The organism is Duganella sp. AC917 (assembly GCF_979258245.1).
This window is the reverse complement of the sequence record NZ_OZ409848.1, coordinates 3,769,488-3,789,442: the sequence shown is the minus strand read 5'-3', so window position 1 is coordinate 3,789,442 and position 19,955 is coordinate 3,769,488. Positions and strand designations below refer to the sequence as shown.

General features: G+C 61.5%; 15 protein-coding genes, 2 tRNA genes and 1 pseudogene. 8 read left to right on the top strand and 10 right to left on the bottom strand.

Annotated elements, in window-relative coordinates:
• Positions 1-260: 260 nt before the first annotated feature.
• The 5 genes from ACZ0BA_RS16435 to ACZ0BA_RS16415 form a co-directional block, all read right to left on the bottom strand.
• Entirely contained in the window at positions 261-1,241 is a 981-nt protein-coding gene (locus ACZ0BA_RS16435) for a hypothetical protein (protein ID WP_463452287.1), read from the bottom strand.
• A 41-nt stretch (positions 1,242-1,282) separates the two neighbouring features.
• Positions 1,283-1,358 (bottom strand) — tRNA-His (locus ACZ0BA_RS16430).
• 114 nt (positions 1,359-1,472) lie between these two features.
• Complete coding sequence (murI, locus tag ACZ0BA_RS16425; RefSeq protein ID WP_463452286.1) at positions 1,473-2,342, bottom strand: glutamate racemase; 870 nt, start codon at positions 2,340-2,342, stop codon at positions 1,473-1,475.
• Positions 2,342-3,871 carry a fumarate hydratase gene (locus tag ACZ0BA_RS16420; protein ID WP_463452285.1) on the bottom strand — a complete coding sequence of 510 codons (1,530 nt, stop codon included), beginning with the start codon at positions 3,869-3,871 and terminating at the stop codon, positions 2,342-2,344. Before ACZ0BA_RS16420 ends, murI begins: the two co-directional genes overlap by 1 nt.
• A gap of 37 nt (positions 3,872-3,908) precedes the next feature.
• Positions 3,909-4,508, bottom strand: coding sequence for a TIGR00645 family protein (locus ACZ0BA_RS16415; RefSeq protein WP_463452284.1), 600 nt, complete (start codon positions 4,506-4,508; stop codon positions 3,909-3,911).
• Positions 4,509-4,747: 239 nt separating this feature from the next.
• Here ACZ0BA_RS16415 and acs point away from each other — a divergent pair, with 239 nt between their 5' ends.
• On the top strand, positions 4,748-6,736 hold the full coding sequence (acs, locus tag ACZ0BA_RS16410) for an acetate--CoA ligase (RefSeq protein ID WP_463452283.1): 1,989 nt from the start codon (positions 4,748-4,750) through the stop codon (positions 6,734-6,736).
• Between the two features lie 45 nt (positions 6,737-6,781).
• Here the strand turns inward: acs and ACZ0BA_RS16405 are convergent, their stop codons facing one another.
• Positions 6,782-8,830, bottom strand: a complete 2,049-nt coding sequence (locus tag ACZ0BA_RS16405) for a hybrid sensor histidine kinase/response regulator (RefSeq protein ID WP_463452282.1) — start codon at positions 8,828-8,830, stop codon at positions 6,782-6,784.
• 322 nt (positions 8,831-9,152) lie between these two features.
• Here ACZ0BA_RS16405 and ACZ0BA_RS16400 point away from each other — a divergent pair.
• From ACZ0BA_RS16400 to ACZ0BA_RS16385, 4 genes and pseudogenes are all read left to right on the top strand, one after another.
• Positions 9,153-9,243, top strand: a tRNA-Ser gene (locus ACZ0BA_RS16400).
• Positions 9,244-9,383: 140 nt separating this feature from the next.
• A pseudogene (locus ACZ0BA_RS16395) lies at positions 9,384-9,470 on the top strand (PEP-CTERM sorting domain-containing protein); the annotation flags it as partial.
• A 197-nt stretch (positions 9,471-9,667) separates the two neighbouring features.
• Positions 9,668-9,967, top strand: coding sequence for a hypothetical protein (locus ACZ0BA_RS16390; RefSeq protein ID WP_463452281.1), 300 nt, complete (start codon positions 9,668-9,670; stop codon positions 9,965-9,967).
• Positions 9,968-10,184: 217 nt separating this feature from the next.
• The gene (locus ACZ0BA_RS16385; protein WP_463452280.1) at positions 10,185-10,595 is read left to right on the top strand and encodes a KGG domain-containing protein; all 411 of its coding nucleotides are present in this window, start codon (positions 10,185-10,187) and stop codon (positions 10,593-10,595) included.
• A gap of 183 nt (positions 10,596-10,778) precedes the next feature.
• On the opposite strand, the gene ACZ0BA_RS16380 is transcribed toward ACZ0BA_RS16385, so the two are convergent.
• The 4 genes from ACZ0BA_RS16380 to ACZ0BA_RS16365 all read right to left on the bottom strand — a co-directional run bounded on the left by ACZ0BA_RS16380 (position 10,779) and on the right by ACZ0BA_RS16365 (position 12,998).
• Complete coding sequence (locus tag ACZ0BA_RS16380) at positions 10,779-11,558, bottom strand: alpha/beta hydrolase (protein WP_463452279.1); 780 nt, start codon at positions 11,556-11,558, stop codon at positions 10,779-10,781.
• A 104-nt stretch (positions 11,559-11,662) separates the two neighbouring features.
• On the bottom strand, positions 11,663-11,899 hold the full coding sequence (locus ACZ0BA_RS16375; protein ID WP_463452278.1) for a hypothetical protein: 237 nt from the start codon (positions 11,897-11,899) through the stop codon (positions 11,663-11,665).
• A 184-nt stretch (positions 11,900-12,083) separates the two neighbouring features.
• Positions 12,084-12,230 carry a hypothetical protein gene (locus ACZ0BA_RS16370; protein WP_463452277.1) on the bottom strand — a complete coding sequence of 49 codons (147 nt, stop codon included), beginning with the start codon at positions 12,228-12,230 and terminating at the stop codon, positions 12,084-12,086.
• Positions 12,231-12,353: 123 nt separating this feature from the next.
• Positions 12,354-12,998: a PEP-CTERM sorting domain-containing protein gene (locus tag ACZ0BA_RS16365; protein ID WP_463452276.1), complete on the bottom strand. Its 645-nt coding sequence runs from the start codon at positions 12,996-12,998 to the stop codon at positions 12,354-12,356.
• Positions 12,999-13,192: 194 nt separating this feature from the next.
• On the opposite strand from ACZ0BA_RS16365, the gene ACZ0BA_RS16360 reads away from it, so the two are divergent.
• The 3 genes from ACZ0BA_RS16360 (at position 13,193) to ACZ0BA_RS16350 (ending at position 19,848) form a co-directional block, all read left to right on the top strand.
• A complete protein-coding gene (locus ACZ0BA_RS16360; RefSeq protein ID WP_463452275.1) occupies positions 13,193-14,476 on the top strand; it encodes an MFS transporter in 1,284 nt (427 codons plus the stop codon).
• Positions 14,473-16,119 carry a glycoside hydrolase family 43 protein gene (locus ACZ0BA_RS16355; RefSeq protein ID WP_463452274.1) on the top strand — a complete coding sequence of 549 codons (1,647 nt, stop codon included), beginning with the start codon at positions 14,473-14,475 and terminating at the stop codon, positions 16,117-16,119. The genes ACZ0BA_RS16360 and ACZ0BA_RS16355 overlap by 4 nt, the downstream gene beginning before the upstream one ends.
• A 339-nt stretch (positions 16,120-16,458) precedes the next feature.
• The gene (locus ACZ0BA_RS16350; RefSeq protein ID WP_463452273.1) at positions 16,459-19,848 is read left to right on the top strand and encodes a GDSL-type esterase/lipase family protein; all 3,390 of its coding nucleotides are present in this window, start codon (positions 16,459-16,461) and stop codon (positions 19,846-19,848) included.
• Positions 19,849-19,955 lie beyond the last annotated feature (107 nt).

Genomic DNA, 19,955 nt, shown 5'->3' with positions numbered 1-19,955 from the left:
CCGGCATGCTTACAGCATTAGAAGAAGCCCTTCCAATGCAAGACAAGACGATTTCCGAACCTGATGTAGACGGAAGTGCAACTCACATAGGCGGCGGTGGTAGGATTGGACACCCCGTTGCGATTGATCTCTGGCGTAAGCCAGGGTCAGTTAGAGATGCTTTCGAAGCGCGCGAATGGCTTGCTCAATACTTTCGAGTTTTGTTGTGTGCGGTACATCGACGGTTTGATTCGGCCCAAGGAACCTGCAGGAAGCGCGAGCTATTTCTGATACCAAGGAACGGTTGTCTTGGGGTTTGAGCCTTCCTTCAACTCCGCTCGCCGTTTTGTAAAGCTTGGTATGGCTTGTTCGATGACGTAGTCGATGTTTTGGCCGGTGGCCTTAAGCACCTTCAGGCGCATTCCCTTGAAGCCGATCACGGCTGTGCCGTCAGGGGCAAGCTCGTAAGTTACATCTTGAGTAAATGCCGGACGGGCGATGCCATTGATTGACTCGCGATAGGATATTTTCACCTCACCCTTACTCATACCTTGGTAAAGCACGTCAATCTGAAATTTATCCTGCTCAACCTGGGTAGATTCATGCGTTTCAGTTGTGTAGGCGACTGGCTTCTCTAGTGGGAAGTCGCCTGAACGATGTGCAAACACCGCGGTATCGAACGTCTTATTGCCGGTGGTGTCGACTAAGCAGCCTGAGAACCCCCTGCTGCCGAAAATCCCTCCAATGCTCGTGCGTTTGACTGGGCTGCACATCATCGGTCGTTGGTCGCTACGCCTAGTCAGAATTTCCCGCACCATTCCGGCGGGAGCTTCTAGGCGGTAGTTTTCCATTTGAACAGTCACTGCCTCCTGGAGAGTGCCGGTGTATTTTTTCGTAAGCGTGCTGGCCCACTCGGAATACAGCGCATCTCCCACTTCGGCGCGCGCATGTTCCCCGAGTGCTGGGTTTAAAACATATGAGGTTGACGCCTCTACGGCTGGCACTGGCGCGGGCAAAGATATGTGATCATCTGCAGTCGCCAAACGGGCTAGGGTCGCGAAACACAAACCACACAAAGCAACTTTCATATACGCCTTCAGAATGGTAATTTCCCACAGTATATGAAAGATTGATAACTGGAAATCTATCCAATTGTCACTGAAGAAGTGGTGAGTACGGGCGGGGTGCGATGAGCGCATGCTCCGGCCCGCAGCGACTCGCTTCGTTGAGAAATTAAGAACGTTGAAATTATTTTTGGACAATAAAAAACCGCCATATAGGCGGTTGATTATAAGGAAGATCTTGGGGTGGCTGATGGGGCTCGAACCCACGACAACAGGAATCACAATCCTGGACTCTACCAACTGAGCTACAGCCACCACTGTCTTACTTCAACTATCCAGCGATTCGCTGAACAGGTGCCGAATTATACAAGCCTGATTTGAATCCTGCAAATCTAAATGCAAAGTTTCCCGCGAAAGATGAAGTTTTGCTCAGACATCAACTTTATCGACCTTCGGACGCAGTCCCAGCAGCTTGTCGAAAGCCGCTTCCAGCGCGCTGACAGCCGCAGTGGTGTAGCCGCGCAGGGTAGGCGCCGCGGCTTCAGCACCTTCGGGCAGGTGCAGCAGGCCGGCCGCCTCCAGCAGCCGTACCAACTGGCGCGCCACGGCGTCGCCGGTGTCGATGAGCGCCACATCGGTGCGGGCGTGATCGCGCAGCACGCGTTCGATGCCGCTCTTGATGAACGGGTAGTGGGTGCAGCCGAGCACCAGCGTATCGGCGCCCTGGTCCAGCAGCGGGGCGACATAGCGCTCCAGCATGGCGCCGATGGCCGGCTTCTCCAGGTCGCCCTGTTCGATCAGGTCGACCAGCCCGACGGCCGGTTGCAGCAGAAACTCGGTATTGCTGGCGGCAGAGATCTGCTCGCGCAGTTGCAGGAACTTTTCACCCTTGAGCGTACGCGCCGTCGCCAGCACGCCGACCTTCCCGTTGCGCGTCGCGGCGACAGCAGGTTTAAGGCCAGGCTCGACGCCCACCACCGGCAACTCCGGATAGCGCGCGCGCACCGCCTTGATGGCGGCGACGGTGGCGGTGTTGCAGGCCACCACCAGCGCCTTGGCGCCGTGCGCCAGCAGAAAATCCGTCACGGCCAGCGCGCGGTCGACGACAAACTGTTCGGTCTTGTCGCCATACGGCGCGTGGCCGGAATCGGCAAAGTACATCAGGTGTTCATGCGGCAGCTGCGCGCGGATATGGCGCAGCACCGACAGCCCGCCCACGCCGGAATCGAAAACGCCGACAGGCGCTTCAGCCGAAGCGACGGCCAAGCTTTCAACCGAACCGGGGCGGGCGCTGGTCATCAGGCGGTGACGACCGGAATGTTCAACTGCTCGATCTTGGCTTTCCACTCGGCCGGACCGGTGTTGTGCACCGAGGTGCCGGCCGCGTCGACAGCCACCGTCACCGGCATGTCGACCACGTCGAACTCGTAGATCGCTTCCATGCCCATGTCGGCAAAGCCCAGCACCTTGGCGCCCTTGATCGCCTTGGAGACCAGGTAGGCCGAGCCGCCGACCGCCATCAGGTAGGCCGACTGGTGCTTCTTGATCGATTCGATGGCGACCGGGCCGCGCTCGGCCTTGCCGATCATCGCGATCAGGCCGGTTTGCTCGAGCATCATGTCGGTGAACTTGTCCATGCGGGTGGCGGTGGTCGGGCCGGCTGGGCCGACGACTTCGTCACGCACCGGATCGACCGGGCCGACGTAGTAGATGACGCGGTTCTTGAAGTCGACCGGCAATGGCTCGCCCTTGGCCAGCATGTCCTGGATGCGCTTGTGCGCGGCGTCGCGGCCGGTCAGCATTTTGCCGTTCAGCAGCAGGGTCTGGCCCGGCTTCCACGAGGCGACTTCTTCCTTGGTCAAGGTGTTGAGGTCGACGCGCTTCGATTTTTCGGTGTCCGGCGCCCACGAGACGTCCGGCCAGGTCGACAGCGGAGGCGGCGTCATGTAGGCGGGGCCCGAGCCGTCCAGCACGAAGTGGCCGTGGCGCGTGGCGGCGCAGTTCGGGATCATCGCCACCGGCTTGGAGGCCGCGTGGGTCGGGTGCATCATGATTTTAACGTCCAGCACGGTCGTCAGGCCGCCCAGGCCTTGCGCGCCGATGCCCAGCGAGTTGATTTTGTCGCACAGTTCGATGCGCAGCTCTTCGAGCTTGTTCTGCGGGCCGCGCTGCTTCAGCTCGAACATGTCGATGTCTTCCATCAGCACTTCCTTGGCCATCAGCATGGCTTTCTCGGCGGTACCGCCGATGCCGATGCCCAGCATGCCCGGCGGGCACCAGCCGGCGCCCATTGTCGGCACGGTTTTCATGACCCAGTCGATCAGCGAATCGGACGGGTTCATCATGATCATCTTGGATTTGTTCTCCGAGCCGCCGCCCTTGGCCGCAACCTTGACGTCGACGGTATTACCTTCGACCAGTTCCATATGGACCACGGCTGGCGTATTGTCCTTGGTGTTCTTGCGGTCGAAATGCGGATCGGCGACGATTGAGGCGCGCAGTTTGTTGTCGTCGAAATTGTACGCGCGGCGCACGCCTTCGTTGACGGCGTCGGTGACGGTGCCGGTGAAGCCCTCGAAGCGCACGCCCATGCCGATTTTCAGGAAGACGTTGACGATGCCGGTGTCCTGGCAGATCGGACGCTTGCCTTCCGCGCACATGCGCGAGTTCGTCAGGATCTGCGCGATCGCGTCCTTGGCCGCCGGGCTCTGCTCGTGCTCGTAGGCGCGCGCCAGGTGCTCGATGTAGTCGGCGGGATGGTAGTAGCTGATGTACTGGAGCGCGGCGGCAACGGATTCGATCAGGTCTTCTTGCTTTATGATGGTCATGATGTTCTCGCGAGGGAAGGGGTGATACTTAATGGACTTAGTGAGATTTGGAATCTTGGTGCGTCATGGTGGTGAGACGGTCGGTGTAGGCGATCGCCAGCGCCGACAGCAGGAAAGCGATATGGATCACGGTTTGCGCGATCAGCACCTTGGGCTCGTAGGAAGCAGCGTTGATGAAGGTCTTCAACAGGTGGATCGACGAGATGCCGATAATCGCCATGGCCAGCTTGGTTTTCAGAACGGAAGCGTTGACGTGCGACAGCCATTCAGGCTGGTCGGGATGGCTCTCCAGGTTCATGCGCGAAACGAAGGTCTCGTAGCCGCCGATGATGACCATTACCAGCAGGTTGGAAATCATGACAACGTCAATCAGACCCAGCACGACCAGCATGATGGTCGTTTCATTAAGTTTGGTCGGCAGGGAGCCGCTATTGGGCACGGCCACAGCCTGGAAGATATGCTGCAGCGCCGCTTCGTTGCCCATGGCCGCGCCGATCAGGTCTTTCAACTCGACCCAGAAGTGGAATACGTACACGCACTGCGCCAGGATCAAGCCCAGATACAGCGGCAACTGCAGCCAGCGTGACATGAAGATAAACGCTGGCAGAGGGCGCAGCTTGGGTTTAGGATCGGTCATTAAGGCAGTACTCCTGAAATTAAGGCAGACTAGATAAACGTTGCCGACATTTTACACGTGCTGCTCAGCAATCGCACCGCCGTGTTGCGGCGCAACGCCGAAGCGTAGTGCCGTAGAAATATTGGTAAAATTGTACAGCGCAGCATCGCCAAGGCGGCCATGGAGGCTAGCAGTCTGTAAGGGGTCAGTAAGCGACAAAGATTATGTTGGTGCAAAACACTACAACAATGGAGACATGTATGAGCAGCACTACCACGCAGCAAGGTCCACAGGAATCCCGCGTCTTCACGCCACCAGCGGAGTTCGTCGCCCAAGCCACAGTCGCCGGTATGGAAGCCTACAACGCGCTGTGCGCGGAGGCGGAAGCCGACTACGAAGGTTTCTGGTCGCGCCTGGCGAAAGAACATCTGGTCTGGCAAAAGCCGTTCACCAAAACCCTGAACGAAGACAACGCCCCGTTCTACAAATGGTTCGAGGATGGCCACCTGAACGTCTCGTACAACTGCCTCGACCGCAACCTGCAGAACGGTAACGCCGACAAGACCGCCATCGTCTTCGAGGCGGACGACGGCATGTCGACCAATGTCAGCTACCGCGAGTTGCATGAAAAAGTCTGCAAATTTGCCAACGGCCTCAAATCGCGCGGCATCAAAAAGGGCGACCGCGTCATTATCTACATGTCGATGTCGGTCGAAGGCGTGGCCGCGATGCAGGCTTGCGCGCGCATCGGCGCCACCCACTCGGTCGTGTTCGGCGGCTTCTCGGCCAAATCGCTGCAGGAGCGCATCATTGACGCTGGCGCGGTGGCCGTCATCACCGCCGACGAGCAACTGCGCGGCGGCAAGCATCTGCCGCTCAAAGCCATCGTCGACGAAGCGCTGGCGCTGGGCGGCTGCGACACCATCAAGGACGTCATCGTCTACCGCCGCACGGGCGGCACGATCGCCTTCAAGGAGGGGCGCGACACCTGGCTGCACGAACTGGTCGCCAACCAGCCGGCCGAATGCGAACCGGAATGGGTCGACGCCGAGCACCCGCTGTTCATCCTCTACACGTCCGGCTCCACCGGCACCCCGAAAGGCGTGCAGCACTCGAGTGGCGGCTACCTGCTGTGGGCCGCGCTGACGATGAAGTGGAGCTTCGACATCAAGCCGAGCGACGTCTACTGGTGCACCGCCGACATCGGCTGGGTGACCGGCCACAGCTACATTGCCTACGGCCCGACCGCAGTCGGCGCCACACAGGTGGTGTTCGAAGGCATCCCGACGTTCCCGAACGCCGGCCGTTTCTGGGACACCATCGCCAAGCACAAGGTCAGCATCTTCTACACGGCGCCGACGGCGATCCGCTCGCTGATCAAAGCGTCGGACGTCGACCCGAAAGTGCATCCGAAAAACTACGACCTGTCGTCGCTGCGCCTGCTCGGCACCGTGGGCGAGCCGATCAATCCGGAAGCGTGGATGTGGTACTACACGCAAGTGGGCCGCGAAAAATGTCCGATCGTCGACACCTTCTGGCAGACCGAAACGGGCGGCCACATGATCACGCCGCTGCCGGGCGCGACGCCAATGGTGCCGGGTTCGTGCACGTTGCCGCTGCCGGGCATCATGACCGCGATCGTGGATGAAGCCGGCGTCGACGTGCCGAATGGGCAGGGCGGCATCCTGGTCGTCAAGCGTCCATGGCCGTCGATGATCCGCACCATCTGGAACAATCCCGAGCGCTTCAAGACCAGCTACTTCCCGGAGGAACTGGGCGGCAAGATGTATCTGGCGGGCGACGGCGCCATTCGTAACAAGGACACCGGCTACTTCACCATCACCGGCCGCATCGACGACGTGCTGAACGTGTCCGGTCACCGCATGGGCACGATGGAGATCGAATCGGCGCTGGTGGCCAATCCGCTGGTGGCGGAGGCGGCGGTGGTCGGCAAACCGGACGACACGACCGGCGAATCGATCTGCGCCTTCGTCGTGCTCAAGCAGGCGCGTCCGACCGGCGACGAAGCCAAGAAACTGGCGCTGGAGCTGCGCAACTGGGTGGCCAAGGAGATCGGCCCGATCGCCAAGCCGAAGGAAATCCGCTTCGGCGACAACCTGCCGAAAACGCGTTCCGGCAAGATCATGCGGCGTCTGCTGCGGGTGCTGGCCAAGGGCGAGGCGATCACGCAGGATGTCTCCACCCTGGAAAATCCGGCCATCCTCGAGCAGCTCAAGGAATCTTCCTGATAGGTTGAGTCGGCGGTGTGCCGGCGGTGCCGGCGCGTCGCCGTATCAGCGTGGCGCCAGCATCTTGTCCACGCGGTCCGACAGCGCATCGATATTGAACGGCTTGGTCATGACCTCGACGCCTTCATCGAGCTGGCCGCTACCGAACACGGCCGTTTGCGCATAGCCGGTCAAAAACAGCACGCGCATGGCCGGCCGGTTGGCCCGGCCGACCTCGGCCATTTGGCGCCCGTTCATGCCACCGGGCAGGCCCACGTCACTGATCAGCAAATCCACATGCACGTCCGACTGCAGCAGCGCCAGGCCGCTGGCGCTATCGGACGCCTCGAGCACCTTGTAGCCCATATCCTGCAAGATATCGACGATGAGCAAGCGCACGCTCGGCTCGTCATCGACCACCAGCACCGTCTCGTGCGTGGCGGCATGCACCGGCAACGACGGCAAGGTCGGCGCCGGGGCCGGTTCGGCCACGCCATGATGGCGGGGCAGGTAGATGCACACGGTGCTGCCGCGCCCCACCTCCGAATAGATGCGCACCAGGCCGCCGGACTGCTTGGCAAAGCCGTACACCATCGACAAGCCCAGGCCGGTGCCCTCGCCGGGCTGCTTGGTGGTGAAGAAGGGCTCGAACACCCGGCTTATCACCTCGGTCGGAATGCCGGTGCCGGAATCGGTCACGCTCAGCGACAGGTACTCGCCCTCTGGCATTTGCTGGGCGGCGGCGGCCCGTTGGTTCAAGTGCTGGTTGGCGGTCGCGATACGGATATGGCCGCCGGCCGGCATCGCGTCGCGCGCGTTGAGGCACAGGTTTAGCAGCGAATTTTCCAGCTGGGACGGATCGACCAGCGCGGTCCAGAGATCGGCCGCCTCGATGACTTCGATCGCCACGGCAGGGCCGACGGTACGGCGCAGCAAATCCTCCATGCCCAGCACGAGGCGGTTGACATCGGTCGGCTTCGGATCGAGGGTCTGCTGGCGCGAAAACGCCAGCAAGCGATGGGTCAGGGAGGCGGCGCGCTTGGCGGCGTCGCTGGCCGTGGCGATATAGCGGGCCATATCGCCAAAGCGCCCCTGGCTGGCGCGCAGCTCCAACAGTTCCAGGCTGACGGTGATACCGGCCAACAAGTTGTTGAAGTCATGGGCCAGGCCGCCGGTGAGTTGTCCCACGGCCTCCATTTTCTGGGCCTGGCGCAGGGCGTCCTCGGCTAGACGCAGCGCCTCGGCGCTCTCGCGTTCCGACGTGAAATCGCGGCCGACGGCATAGATGCTGTCGGCGTCGGGCTGGGTGGACCACGAGATCCAGCGGTAGCTGCCGTCTTTGTGGCGATAGCGGTTGTCGAAGCGCGTGTGGTAGCCGCCATCGGCCAGTACTTGCGCGCCGGCGATGGTGCGGTCGATATCGTCGGGATGTATCAGCTTCAGAAGGCTGACGCCGACCAGATCGGCTTGGTCCCACCCCAGCACGTCTTTCCACGCCGGATTGGCGGTCTTGATCTGGCCGTCGAAGCCGCAGCGCAGCATGATGTCGGCGGACAACTCCCACAAGCGGTTGCGGTCGCGGGTGGTTTCATCGACGGTGCGTTCCAGTGTTTCCTGCGCGCGATGGATCGCCTGGTCCTTGCGTACCTGCTCGGTGATCTCGATGCCCTGGTTGAACAGGCCGGCGACGGCGCCATCTTCTCCGGTGATGGGTGCTGCGGAGAAGTTCCAGATGGTTTGCTCCATCTGGCCGTTACGCAAGATCATCAGTTCGACGTTGGTGTTGGAAAAACCGATGCCGGTCTTCATGGCTTCGTAGAATTGCGGCGCGACTTCGTCCCAGACGCTGCCCCAGACCTCGGCCACGGGTTTGCCGAGCGCCGCCGGGTGGCGGTCGACCAAGGAGGTTGCGTAGGCGTCGTTGTACAGGATGCACAGGTCCGGGCCCCACAGGATGGCGCCCAGAATGGGCGAGTTCAGGCAGGCCGAGACGACCGATCGCAGCGATTGTGGCCAGGTGTGTGGATCGCCAAGGGACGACGTCGACCAATCGTGGTTGCGCATGCGGGCGCCCATCGCGCCGCCGTTGTCCATGAAAGAAAGCGAATTCGTCATAGTGGTCTTTTGGTGTGGCTGGTTTCTTTTTAGCTGTCCGGCCGGGTCTTGTGGACGGTCGCCGGGTGTTGCCGAGCGTTGCTGGGCGTGGTGATGCGTTTGGGACTGCGGTGCTTTTGCCGGGGCGCGGTCGGGGGCCAGGCGGAGGGAGTTCGGGTCGCCGCCACCTGATGAGCTGGCCGCTGAGCGGCTGGTGGGGGACGCGGGTTATTGTATCGTAAGATTTGGCGGGGGTGGTTGCAATGTGGACGGGGAAATAAAGTTGGTGGTACGGGGAATGTTTGCTATAATTCGCGGCTTCTCCGAAAGGGGAAGGAATGCAGGAGAGGTGGATGAGTGGTTGAAGTCGCACGCCTGGAAAGCGTGTATAGGTTCATAGCCTATCGGGGGTTCGAATCCCCCTCTCTCCGCCAGAACATGGCAAGTCATTGATTTGCATAGTAAAAAGGCCAGCTAACTCAGCTGGCCTTTTTCATTCCTACCGGATTTTCTTGCCGGGGACACAAAATGGAAAACCGGGAGTCACCCTTGCGGTGGATCGGTGGCGATGCCGACGGCCGTTTCCAAACCGGAAACCTATGCAATGGTCCTCGCCGGCCTTGGCCTGATGGGGTTTGTCGCCCGCCGCCGAAAGGCATAAGCACCTGCGGCTCGGGCCGCGAAATAGGTCCAAGCCCGCCTGTTGCGGGCTTTTGTTTTGCGCATCCGGTTCGCGAGACGTCCATGATCAGTACGACACATCCGAGCAATTCCAAGGTTTGCCCATCTCCACACATGGAAATATGTAGCGTGCTTTCCCGTTTGCTATACTGTATGAGTGTACAGTATTTGATGATCATGAAAAACACTACTTTCCGTCCGCCACTGACCTCAACCGAACTTCGCGAAATAGGTCTGCGCGGCGACCCCATCGACATCATTCGGCTGCTGTGGGAGATCAAGCGCTTGCGGGCGATCGTTCTGCGCGCGCACCAGTATCAGCGCACGATCCATGGCGTTGGCGGCGGCAGCCAGTTGGTGCTCAATGCGCTACGGCGCGAGCTGGAAGGCGAGCCGGTTATCCATGAGCTGGGCACCTGCGACGAACTGCTCGAGCGCCAGGACAGAGGCCCGCGCGGCGGCGATCCGGACCGCTGATCGGGTGTCCGGGAACTGCCTGATCGACCAACCGAAAATGACGAAATCCTTGTCGGTCATGCCGTGTTAGCTCGAGTGGAATTGAGAAATCGTCCTACGGACGAGGGTTGCGTCTCCCTACAGAAATCTGCTGTTAAGGCGTCTAACATTGTCACTCCTCTGGTGCATTTGAGCGATCACGAGGAGTACCTATAACCTCTCGAACAAGGAGAACATCATGGCATCATCTGATCAAGGCAACAACCAGGGCGGCAACGGCGGCAACAACCAAAGCGGCGACACCAGCAATCGCGGCTTCGCTTCAATGGACCCGGAAAAACAGCGCGAGATCGCCAGCCAGGGCGGCCGTGCCGCGCACGAGTCGGGTAACGCGCACGAGTTCAATTCCGAAGAAGCGGCCGAGGCTGGGCGTGCTGCGCATGCATCGGGTAACGCTCACGAGTTCACGTCGGAGGAGGCGCGCGAAGCCGGCAGCATGAGCCACAAGAATGACGGGAATCGTCAGAGCGGTTCGGAGCAGTCTGGCTCGGAGGGCGGCTCGGAAGGCGGTTCGGGCGGCGGCGGCACCCGTGGCGGCTCGTCAGAGCAGCATGCGGAAGCGGGCCGGCAAAGCCATAAGAACGATTAAACATAGAAGCAATATCTCGGCCCCGCTGGACGCGCGTGGCCGAGTTTCCAAAAGCGAGCGCGACTCCGTGCGTCGTGCACGAAGCCGCGCTGCCGGTTTTGTCGCCGTGGAAGACGCTAGCCGTTAGACGTTCGCGTCACGAAGCTTGCGGCGTGCTGTCACGCCCAACCGGCGCTGCGACGATCAATTCAACGGGTTTTTCATCCAATCGGCCAACAGGTCCACCACTTCTTTTTCCTGGCCGATGAAGCCGTGATAGTGCATCGCCTCGCAGACGTCACCGCTGGGATTGACGCCGCCATTGATCATGATCAGCTTCTTGACCGGCGCGTTTTTCAACCCCTTCATGATCCAGTTCAAGTCGTAAGGTTGGCAGATCGGGCAGGCGTCGCTGGCGTGATGCACGACCAGCACAGGCAGCTTGAGGGCGGCCAGATTCTGCGTTGGCACCGCCCCCTGTTTTTTGTAAGCGGTGACGCTGGAAGTCAGCACCAGCCCGGCGATACCGGCATCGCCAGTGCCGCCAATGGCGGCGTAGGTCGCCGAGATGGTGCCTCGGCTGGTGCCCACCAGCCAGATCGGCGCCGGACTTTTGGTGCGCACGAATGCCAGCGCGGCGCGCACATCGGCCAGATGTTTTTCGTTGACGCGGTCGCTGTAGTCCAGCGCCGGTGTATCGCTGGGCAGACCGAAAATGGCGACGTTGAAACCGTCCGCCAGGAACAGCGCCACGCTGCGCGCGAGGAAGTTCCGGCTGCTCGGTTTGCCATCGACCACCTTGCCGTAGCCGCCATTTCCGCCCGTGAAGAGGAACACCGTCGCCTTGGCGCCATCCTGCGCTTCCCAGTAGAGACTGGTTTCCACGCCAGGACGGGTGGGCACTGAGAAGGTCTGTCCGTCCGCTTGTACTGCAAAGCTGCACACCAGCAGCAGCCATCCAACGATGGCGTGGATTTTTGTCATTTTATGTATTTAAGAAAAGATCAAAGAGATTGAGGTGAGCCTGATTCGGCCTCGATAGGATGAACCGCGGCGCGCGACAGCAGTCTTACACATTATTGGCCGGGTTAGCGAATTTCGTACAACGCCTCGATGATCCAGAGAAGATCGATGCCGGGTTCATCCCGGTAGGTGAGGAAGAACGACGTCGCCCATTCTGGGTCGAGCAGTGTATTCCAGCGGTAGAAGTCCGCTTCCGGATGAGCGGAGAGAAAAGCGGCGTACACGAGCTTTTCCCCGTCCGCAAAGGTGCGGTTGGCGTCCCAATAGATGCAAAATTGAGTTGCTAGAACAAGCTTCCTCATGGCGCCCCCGGTACATGTCAGCCGAATGTGCTTCGGTTGAATACATATACGGTGGAACGGCAAGAACGGTTTCAGGCTGAGGTGTCCGTAGGCCGGACCGGGAGGGGAGATGAACAGGCATTGAGCGGCGGAGGGTGCTCACCGCCCGGCGAACGCCGACGGTGAGCTTGGCTGCAGTGGGATCTCAGCCGGACGTAAACCGCCTGTCGAGGTCCACTGCGTGGGACGTTTGGGTTCCCGTTAATTTGCTCGCGTTGCTACGTTCGAAGGCGAAGTAGCCGATGATTGCCACGAGCAACGCGACAAAGACATAAATGGAGATCTTGTTCATGGTGACATTCCTTTCAGGCGAAGAGGCTATTCATCCTGCTGTGGAATCAAGATACCATCGTTTTTGCGCCGTACGTTTCATTGCTAAAATATCCGGCCCCATTTCCGCGCCTGCTTCAGGACATCAAGCCCGACGCTGGCGGCGACGCGCGACCGCGCCCATCATGCCCAAGCCTGCCAGCAGCATGGCGTAGGTTTCCACTTCCGGCACGGCCGCCGCGAAAGTGGCCGTGTAGGCCAGGTGTTGAGTCGAGAAGGCGTTCCAGTCGAAGTTCAGCGTCAGCGGATCGACAAGATTCGAGTTGAGGTAGCGGAAACCGCCGCCGATGCCGGTAGCGGTGTCCGAGCCGACCATCGTCACATATGACACCGGGGAGGCGATGCCGGCCACCGTCAGGTAGGCGATATAGTCGGTGCCCGCCGTCAGCGCCAGGTTGATATCGCCCGCGCCCAGGAACTGGCTGCCGCCGCCGTAGTTGATCGGTGCGCTGGTGTACAGCGCCGGGCCGACCGCCTTGCTGCCGTCCCAGGCGGCCACGACGAGGGCGAAGTCGCCGCTGGCACCTGACAATGCCTGGAAACTAAAGCCCTTCAACACACCGCCGGGCGACGTGAAGTACTGGCCGTAGCTGGTCGTGTCCGGTTCACCGACGTAGGAAATGGTGCTGGTGCCGTCATCGGCGTTGCTGTACACCGTGTCCGCGTGCGCAGCGGCCGACAAGGTTGCCGCAGCGAGCAAGATCGTCGTAACAAGTTTCTTTATATTCATGTTATTCCCCGTTTTGAAATACTTATGGTTAGATCTGCATCATAACTGCTCAGCTAGCAATTGCAACAACAATCGTTGTCTATTGCTCAATACGCGGCAATTGCCCCACACGGCACCCGGCGTTAAGATTGCGCTATCATTTTGTTTGGAAATTGTGTTAATGTTGCCGCTCCATGCTAAATGATTGCGCAAACATGTCTTTGTCCAAGATCAAGGGATTACGCTGGTGGATGATCAGTCTGATCATGCTGGGGGCGGTCATCAATTACCTGACGCGCAGCACGCTGGCTGTGGCCGCGCCCACCTTGCTCACCGAGCTGGGCATCACCACCAAGGAATACTCGTACATCACGGCCGCCTTCCAGGGCGCCATCATGCTGCAGCCGCTGTGCGGTTACATCCTCGATGTGATCGGCCTGAAGTACGGCTTCGCGATGTTCGCCGCCGCCTGGTCGGTGATTTGCATGGCGCACGGCATGGCCACCAACTGGCACACGCTGGCGGCGCTGCGCGCGCTGCTGGGCTTGGCGGAAGGCTCGGCCAATCCCGCCGGCATGAAGGCCGTGTCCGAATGGTTCCCGGCGCAGGAGCGGGGGCTGGCGGGTGGCATCTTCAATATTGGCGCGTCGTTCGGTTCCATGCTGGCGCCGCCGTTGGTGGTGTGGGCGATCCTGCATTACAACTGGCAGTCCGCCTTCGTCATCACCGGCGCGCTCGGCCTGGTCTGGGTGGCGGCCTGGCTGCTGCTGTACGACGCGCCGGCGCGCCACCGCCGCTTGTCGGCCGCCGAGAAAGAGCACATCGCCGCCGGCCAGGAAAAGCATCTGGAGGGCGACGGCAAGCGGCCGTCGATCCTCAGCATCCTCAAGATGCGCAATTTCTGGGGCATCGCGCTGCCGCGCTTCCTGGCCGATCCCGCCTGGGGCACGCTGTCGTTCTGGGTGCCGCTGTATCTGACGACGGTGCGCCATTTCGATCTGGCGCAGATCGCGATGTTCGCGTGGTTGCCGTTCCTTGCCGCCGACCTCGGCTGCATGTTCGGCCCGGTGGTGGTGCTGGCGCTGCAAAAGCGCGGCGTGCGCCTGATCAACGCCCGGCGCGGCGCCTTCACTCTCGGCGCATCGATGATGATGGGCGTGGCGTTTGTCGGCTACGTCGATAGTCCCTACGCGGCGATCGCCTTGCTCAGCCTGGCCGGCTTCGCGCACCAGACCTTGTCGGTCACCGTCATCACGATGTCGTCCGATCTGTTCCGTCGCAACGAGGTGGCCACCGTGGCCGGCATGTGCGGCACGTTCGGCAACCTGGGTCTGCTGATCTTCTCGTTGCTGATCGGCGGCCTGATGGCCAGCGTCGGCTACACGCCGTTTTTTGTCAGCCTGGCGGTGCTTGACCTGGTGGCCGCCGTGCTGCTGTGGACGCTGGTGCGCGAGCCGGCGGCGACGCCCCAACAACCCCTCATCATCAAACCAGCATGATTCACAATCCCATTCTGCCCGGCTTCAATCCCGATCCGTCCATCGTACGGGTGGGGGACGACTATTACATCGCCACGTCCACCTTTGAGTGGTATCCGGGCGTGCAGATCCACCACTCGCGCGACCTGGTCAACTGGCGTTTGCTGTGCCGACCGCTCACGCGCGCCAGCCAGCTCAACATGCTCGGCGCGCCGGATTCCTGCGGCGTGTGGGCGCCGTGCCTGACCTATGCGGATGGGTTGTTCTGGCTGATCTACACCGACGTCAAGCGCTACGGCCGCACCTCCACCGGCGGCGCGGCGGGCAGCGCCTCGTTGCGCGACTTCCACAATTACCTGGTCACCAGTCCGGCCATCGACGGCCCGTGGTCCGATCCGGTTCATCTGAACAGCAGCGGCTTCGATCCGTCGCTATTCCATGACGACGACGGCCGCAAGTACCTGCTGAACCAGCTGTGGGACCACCGGCCGGGCGGTAACCGTTTCGCCGGCATCGTCGCGCAGGAGTACTCGGTGGCGGAAGGGCGCCTGATCGGCCGCCGCGAGAATATCTTCAAAGGCACCGCGCACGGTCTGACCGAGGCGCCGCATCTGTACAAGCGCGACGGCTACTATTACCTGTTGACCGCCGAGGGCGGCACCGGCTGGAACCATGGCGTGACGATGGCGCGCGCGCGCGATCTGCACGGCCCGTACGAGTTGCATCCGGACCAGACCATACTCAGTTCGCGCCACCGGCCCGATGCCGGGTTGCAGCGCGCCGGCCATGCCGATCTGGTCGAGACGCAGGATGGCCAGACGTATATGGTGTATCTGTGCGGCAGGCCGCTGCGCAATCGCGGCACCTGCACGCTGGGGCGCGAGACGGCGATCCAGCCGGTGGTGTGGGGCAACGATGGCTGGCTGCGCACGGTTGACGGGCAGGGTACCGCGCAGCTTGAGGCTGCCGCGCCCGGACTGCCGGAGCATCGTTGGCCGGACGCGCCCGTGCGCGAGGACTTCGACACGCCCCAATTGCCGCTGGCGTTCCAGTGGCTGCGCACGCCGTGGCCGGAGGAGTTGTTCAGCCTGACCGAGCGAGCCGGCCATTTGCGTTTGTATGGGCGCGAAAGCCTGGGCAGCCAGTTCCGGCAGGCGTTGGTGGCGCGGCGCCAGCAGGCGCATTGCTACAGCGCCTGCACCGTGGTCGATTTCGAGCCGGAGCATTACCAGCAGCAGGCGGGACTGGTCTGCTATTACGGCGGCGCCAAGTTCCATTATTTGTACATCACGCACGACGAGGCGGTCGGCAGGCATTTGCGCGTGATGAGCAGCCTGCCCAACCATGTGCAAACGGATACCTTCACGGCGCCGATCGCGCTGCCCTCAAGCGGGCCGGTGGAACTGCGCGTGGAGGTCGACGAGGAGCGGCTGTACTTCGGCTACCGGATCGTCGGCGGCGACTGGCAGTGGCTGCCCCAGCAGTTCGACGCCAGTATTTTGTCGGACGAGGCCAACGCCCCGGGCCAGCCCAACTTTACGGGCGCCTTCGTCGGCATGGCGTGCCAGGACATGGCCGGCACCGGGCTGCACGCGGACTTTGATTACTTCGAGTATCGCGAGCGGCCGTATTGCACCGATCCGATGCGTAAGCGGGACAATTGAGGGCAATGCTATCTATTTTCCGACGGCTCTGTCGTATGCCTCGCGTCAAACTCCTGCTGCATTGTCTTTATTTTCGCTATCGCTTCTTCGGACTGTTTTTTTAGCTCGGCGTGAGCGGTCGCCGTGCTCTTGCCCGATTCGAAAGACGCAACCATGTTTGAGAGCACGGTTGCGTTGAAAGCCGCGATGGCAAGCTCATACTCGGATTATCAGGTTGTTCTCTGCTGGCCGACGCCACGGTCGCGGCCAATATCATTCTTCCGCTTGGTCATTTTCGCAATTGCGGCTGGGCTGTGCGGCTTGCAGAATAGGTGAAAATACATCTCCAAGAGACATTTAATGATCATCACCTATCGGCGGGCCGTCACCGCCATCGCGCTTGCCTGCGCAGCACAGGCCGGTGCCGCGCCTACCACCGAACTCAACATTTATAACGGTCGCCCGGCCGGCGCCTTGCAGCCAGCGGTCGCCGACTTCGAAACGCAAAAAACGCTGGAGGGCGCCAGCGCCGTCATCTCGCCGGCGAACAAGTCGCCCAGCGGCAGCGTGAGCTTGAGCAAGTCCGGCATGAAGAAGCTCGACGACGCGCTGACCTTGCAGTGGAAGGATACCTGGTACGCGGGCTTGCGCATCGATGGCGGCAAGCGGACCGTCGATCTGCGTCCGTACATGGACAAGGGCGTGCTGGCGCTGGACATCAACGTCAAGGAACTGGCCACCGGCGGCATCAATTTCAGGGTCGGCTGCGGCGAAAACTGCGAGCGCACGGTGCCTTACGTGGTGCCGGCGCGCGCGATCGCCGGCAAAGGCTGGCAGCACCTGGTGTTCTCGATGAGCTGCTTCGCCCGCGACGGCGACGATTTCAGCAAGGTCGCGCGGCCGTTCGCCGTGGAAGGCACCGGCACCGGCGAGATAGCTGTCGCCAACATCAAGATCCTCAAGGCCGGCAAACCGAACGCCAGCTGCCCCGATTACAAGACCGTGTCGGTCACGCCTGACAAGTTGAACGAATCGTGGTCGATCAGCTGGTGGACGCCGCGTCACGAGAAGAAGGTGGAAGAGGCGAAGGCGCTGGGCAAGAGCAACCAGATCGTTTTTATTGGCGACTCCATCACCGAAGGCTGGGAAAAGAGCGGCGCACCGGTCTGGGCGCGCTACTACCAGCCGATGAACGGGCTGGCGCTGGGCTTCGGCGGCGACCGCACCGAGAACGTGCTGTGGCGCCTGCAGCATGGCGAGGTCGATGGCATCTCGCCCAAGGTCGCGGTGCTGATGTTCGGCACCAATAACACCGGCCACCGCCAGGAGGATCCGAAGACCACGGCCGCCGGCATCAAGCGCAATATCGACGAATTGCGCCGCCGCCTGCCGGACACCAAAATCCTGCTGCTGGCGATTTTCCCGCGCGGCGAAAAGCCTGACGACCCGCTGCGCCAGATTAATCAGAAGGTCAACGCCATCATCGCCGGCTACGCCGATAACAAGAACGTCTTCTTCGCCGATTTCAATCGGCAGTTCCTGGCGCCGGACGGCACGCTGTCGACCGACATCATGCCTGACCTGCTGCATCCGAACGAAAAGGGTTACGAGATCTGGGCCAGGGCGCTGGCGCCGGAACTGAAAAAGCTGATGCAGCAAGGCTCCGGCGAGCCCTATGCCTGGCAGCCGGTCGCCATCGGCGGCAGCGGTTTCGTCTCCGGCATCATCACCAGCAAAACCGAAAAGGGTCTGATTTACCTGCGCACCGACGTCGGCGGCGCCTATCGCTGGGACGCGCCGAATAAACGCTGGATCGCGCTGATGGATTGGGTGTCCGACCGCGAGACCGGCTTGCTGGGCGTGGAATCGATCGCCATCGACCCGAGCACGCCGGGACGGGTGTATATGTCGACCGGTATCGAGTATCTGAACGGCGGCGCCAGCGCCATCCTGAAATCGTCCGATTACGGCAACACCTTCACCAAGATCGACGTCACCAGCCAGTTCAAGGTGCATGGCAACGGCATGGGTCGCGGCAATGGCGAGAAGCTGCAGGTCGATCCGGCCAACGGCAAGATCCTGTACATCGGCACCCGCGCCAACGGCATGTTCAAAAGCGTGGACGAGGGCCTGACCTGGCGTCGTCTCGATGGCCTGGACGTGACCACCACGCCGGTCAACAAGAATGGCGTGAGCCTGGTGGTGCTCGATCCGTCGAGCGTGAAGGATGGCGCTACGCAGCGCCTGTTCGCCGGCGTCTCGCGCTTTGGCAAGGACGGCGCCAACATGTACGTGTCCGACGACGCCGGCAAGACCTTTGCCGCGATGACGGGCGGCCCGTCGAAGCTGATGCCGCACCGCGCCGTGCTGGCCGACGGCAAACTGGTGGTGACCTTCGCCAAGGGCGCCGGCCCGTGGGGCGACGTCGCCCACGGCGAGGGGCTGGAGGAGGGCGGCGTGTGGCAGTACGATATCGCCGCCAAAAAATGGACCGACATCTCGCCGCCGCTGAACCGCGCCTACGCCGGCATCACCGTCGACCCGGGCAACCCGAAACGCATGGTCGTCACCACCATTAGCTACTACCGCAACCAGACCAACGCGATCCGCGACCAGTTCTTCGAGACGCTTGACGGCGGCAAAAGCTGGAAGAGCATCGTCGACCAGGGTGTGAAGATCGACGCCAATGGCGTCAGCTGGATCGCCGGCAGCTTCATACACTGGGCGGCCAGCGTGGAATTCGATCCTTTCGATACCAAAAAGCTGATGGTCGTTTCCGGCAATGGCATCTTCAATTCGACCGACATCAACGCCGCGCCGGCGATCTGGAAGTTCGAGGACGAGGGGCTGGAGGAATCGGTGCCGCTCAATCTGGTCAGCATTCCTGGCGGCCCGGTGATTTCGGCGATCGGCGATTACGACGGCTTCCGCCACACCGACCCGACCAAATACTCGCCGATCCACACGCCGACCATGGGCACGACCTGGGGTCTCGACTACGCCGCCGGCAATCCCAACGTGGTGGCGCGCGCCGGCAGCGCCATGTACATCTCCAACGACATGGGCGTGAGCTGGAAAAAGACGGCGGCCATGAAGGGCGCCAAGGGCCAGCTGGCGCTGAGCGCGGACGGCAAGACGATCGTGCACAGCCCGGAAAAATCGGAGACCAGCTACTTTAGCACCAACGGCGGCGATAGCTGGAACCCGGTCAAGGGCCTGGGCGGCGCGCGTCCGGTGGCCGATCCGGTCGACCGCAACAAGTTTTACGCGATCGGCGGCGACCATGTGCTGGTGAGTACCGACGGCGGCGCCAGTTTCGCCCCTGCCGGCCCACTGGCGTCGGCCAAGCGCACGCGCGCGGTGCTGCGCGCGGCGCCCGGCCGCGAAGGCGACATCTGGGTGCCGCAATACGACGGCGGCCTGGCGCGGTCCACCGATGCCGGCAAAAGCTTCAATAACCTGCCCGGCGTGACCTACGCCGGCGCGGTCGGCTTCGGCAAGGCCGCGCCTGGCGCCAATTACCCCACCGTGTATATCTGGGGCACGGTTGGCGGCGTGCGCGGCGCGTTCCGCTCAATCGACACCGGCGCCACCTGGCTGCGTATTAATGACGACGATCATCAATACGGCGGTCCGGGTGATGCCCAATTCGTTATCGGTGATGCTAATACTTTTGGCATCGTTTTCATGAGTACGGCGGGCCGAGGCATTGTATTTGGGAAACCTGCCCCTATGACGGGAGAAAAATAGCCGAATAGATGGGGTCATTTACGGACGGGAACGTCTTTTTCATCTAAATCGTGACGGAATCATGCCACAATACAAATCGCATTCCGTAGAGGGTGCGATGAGACGAG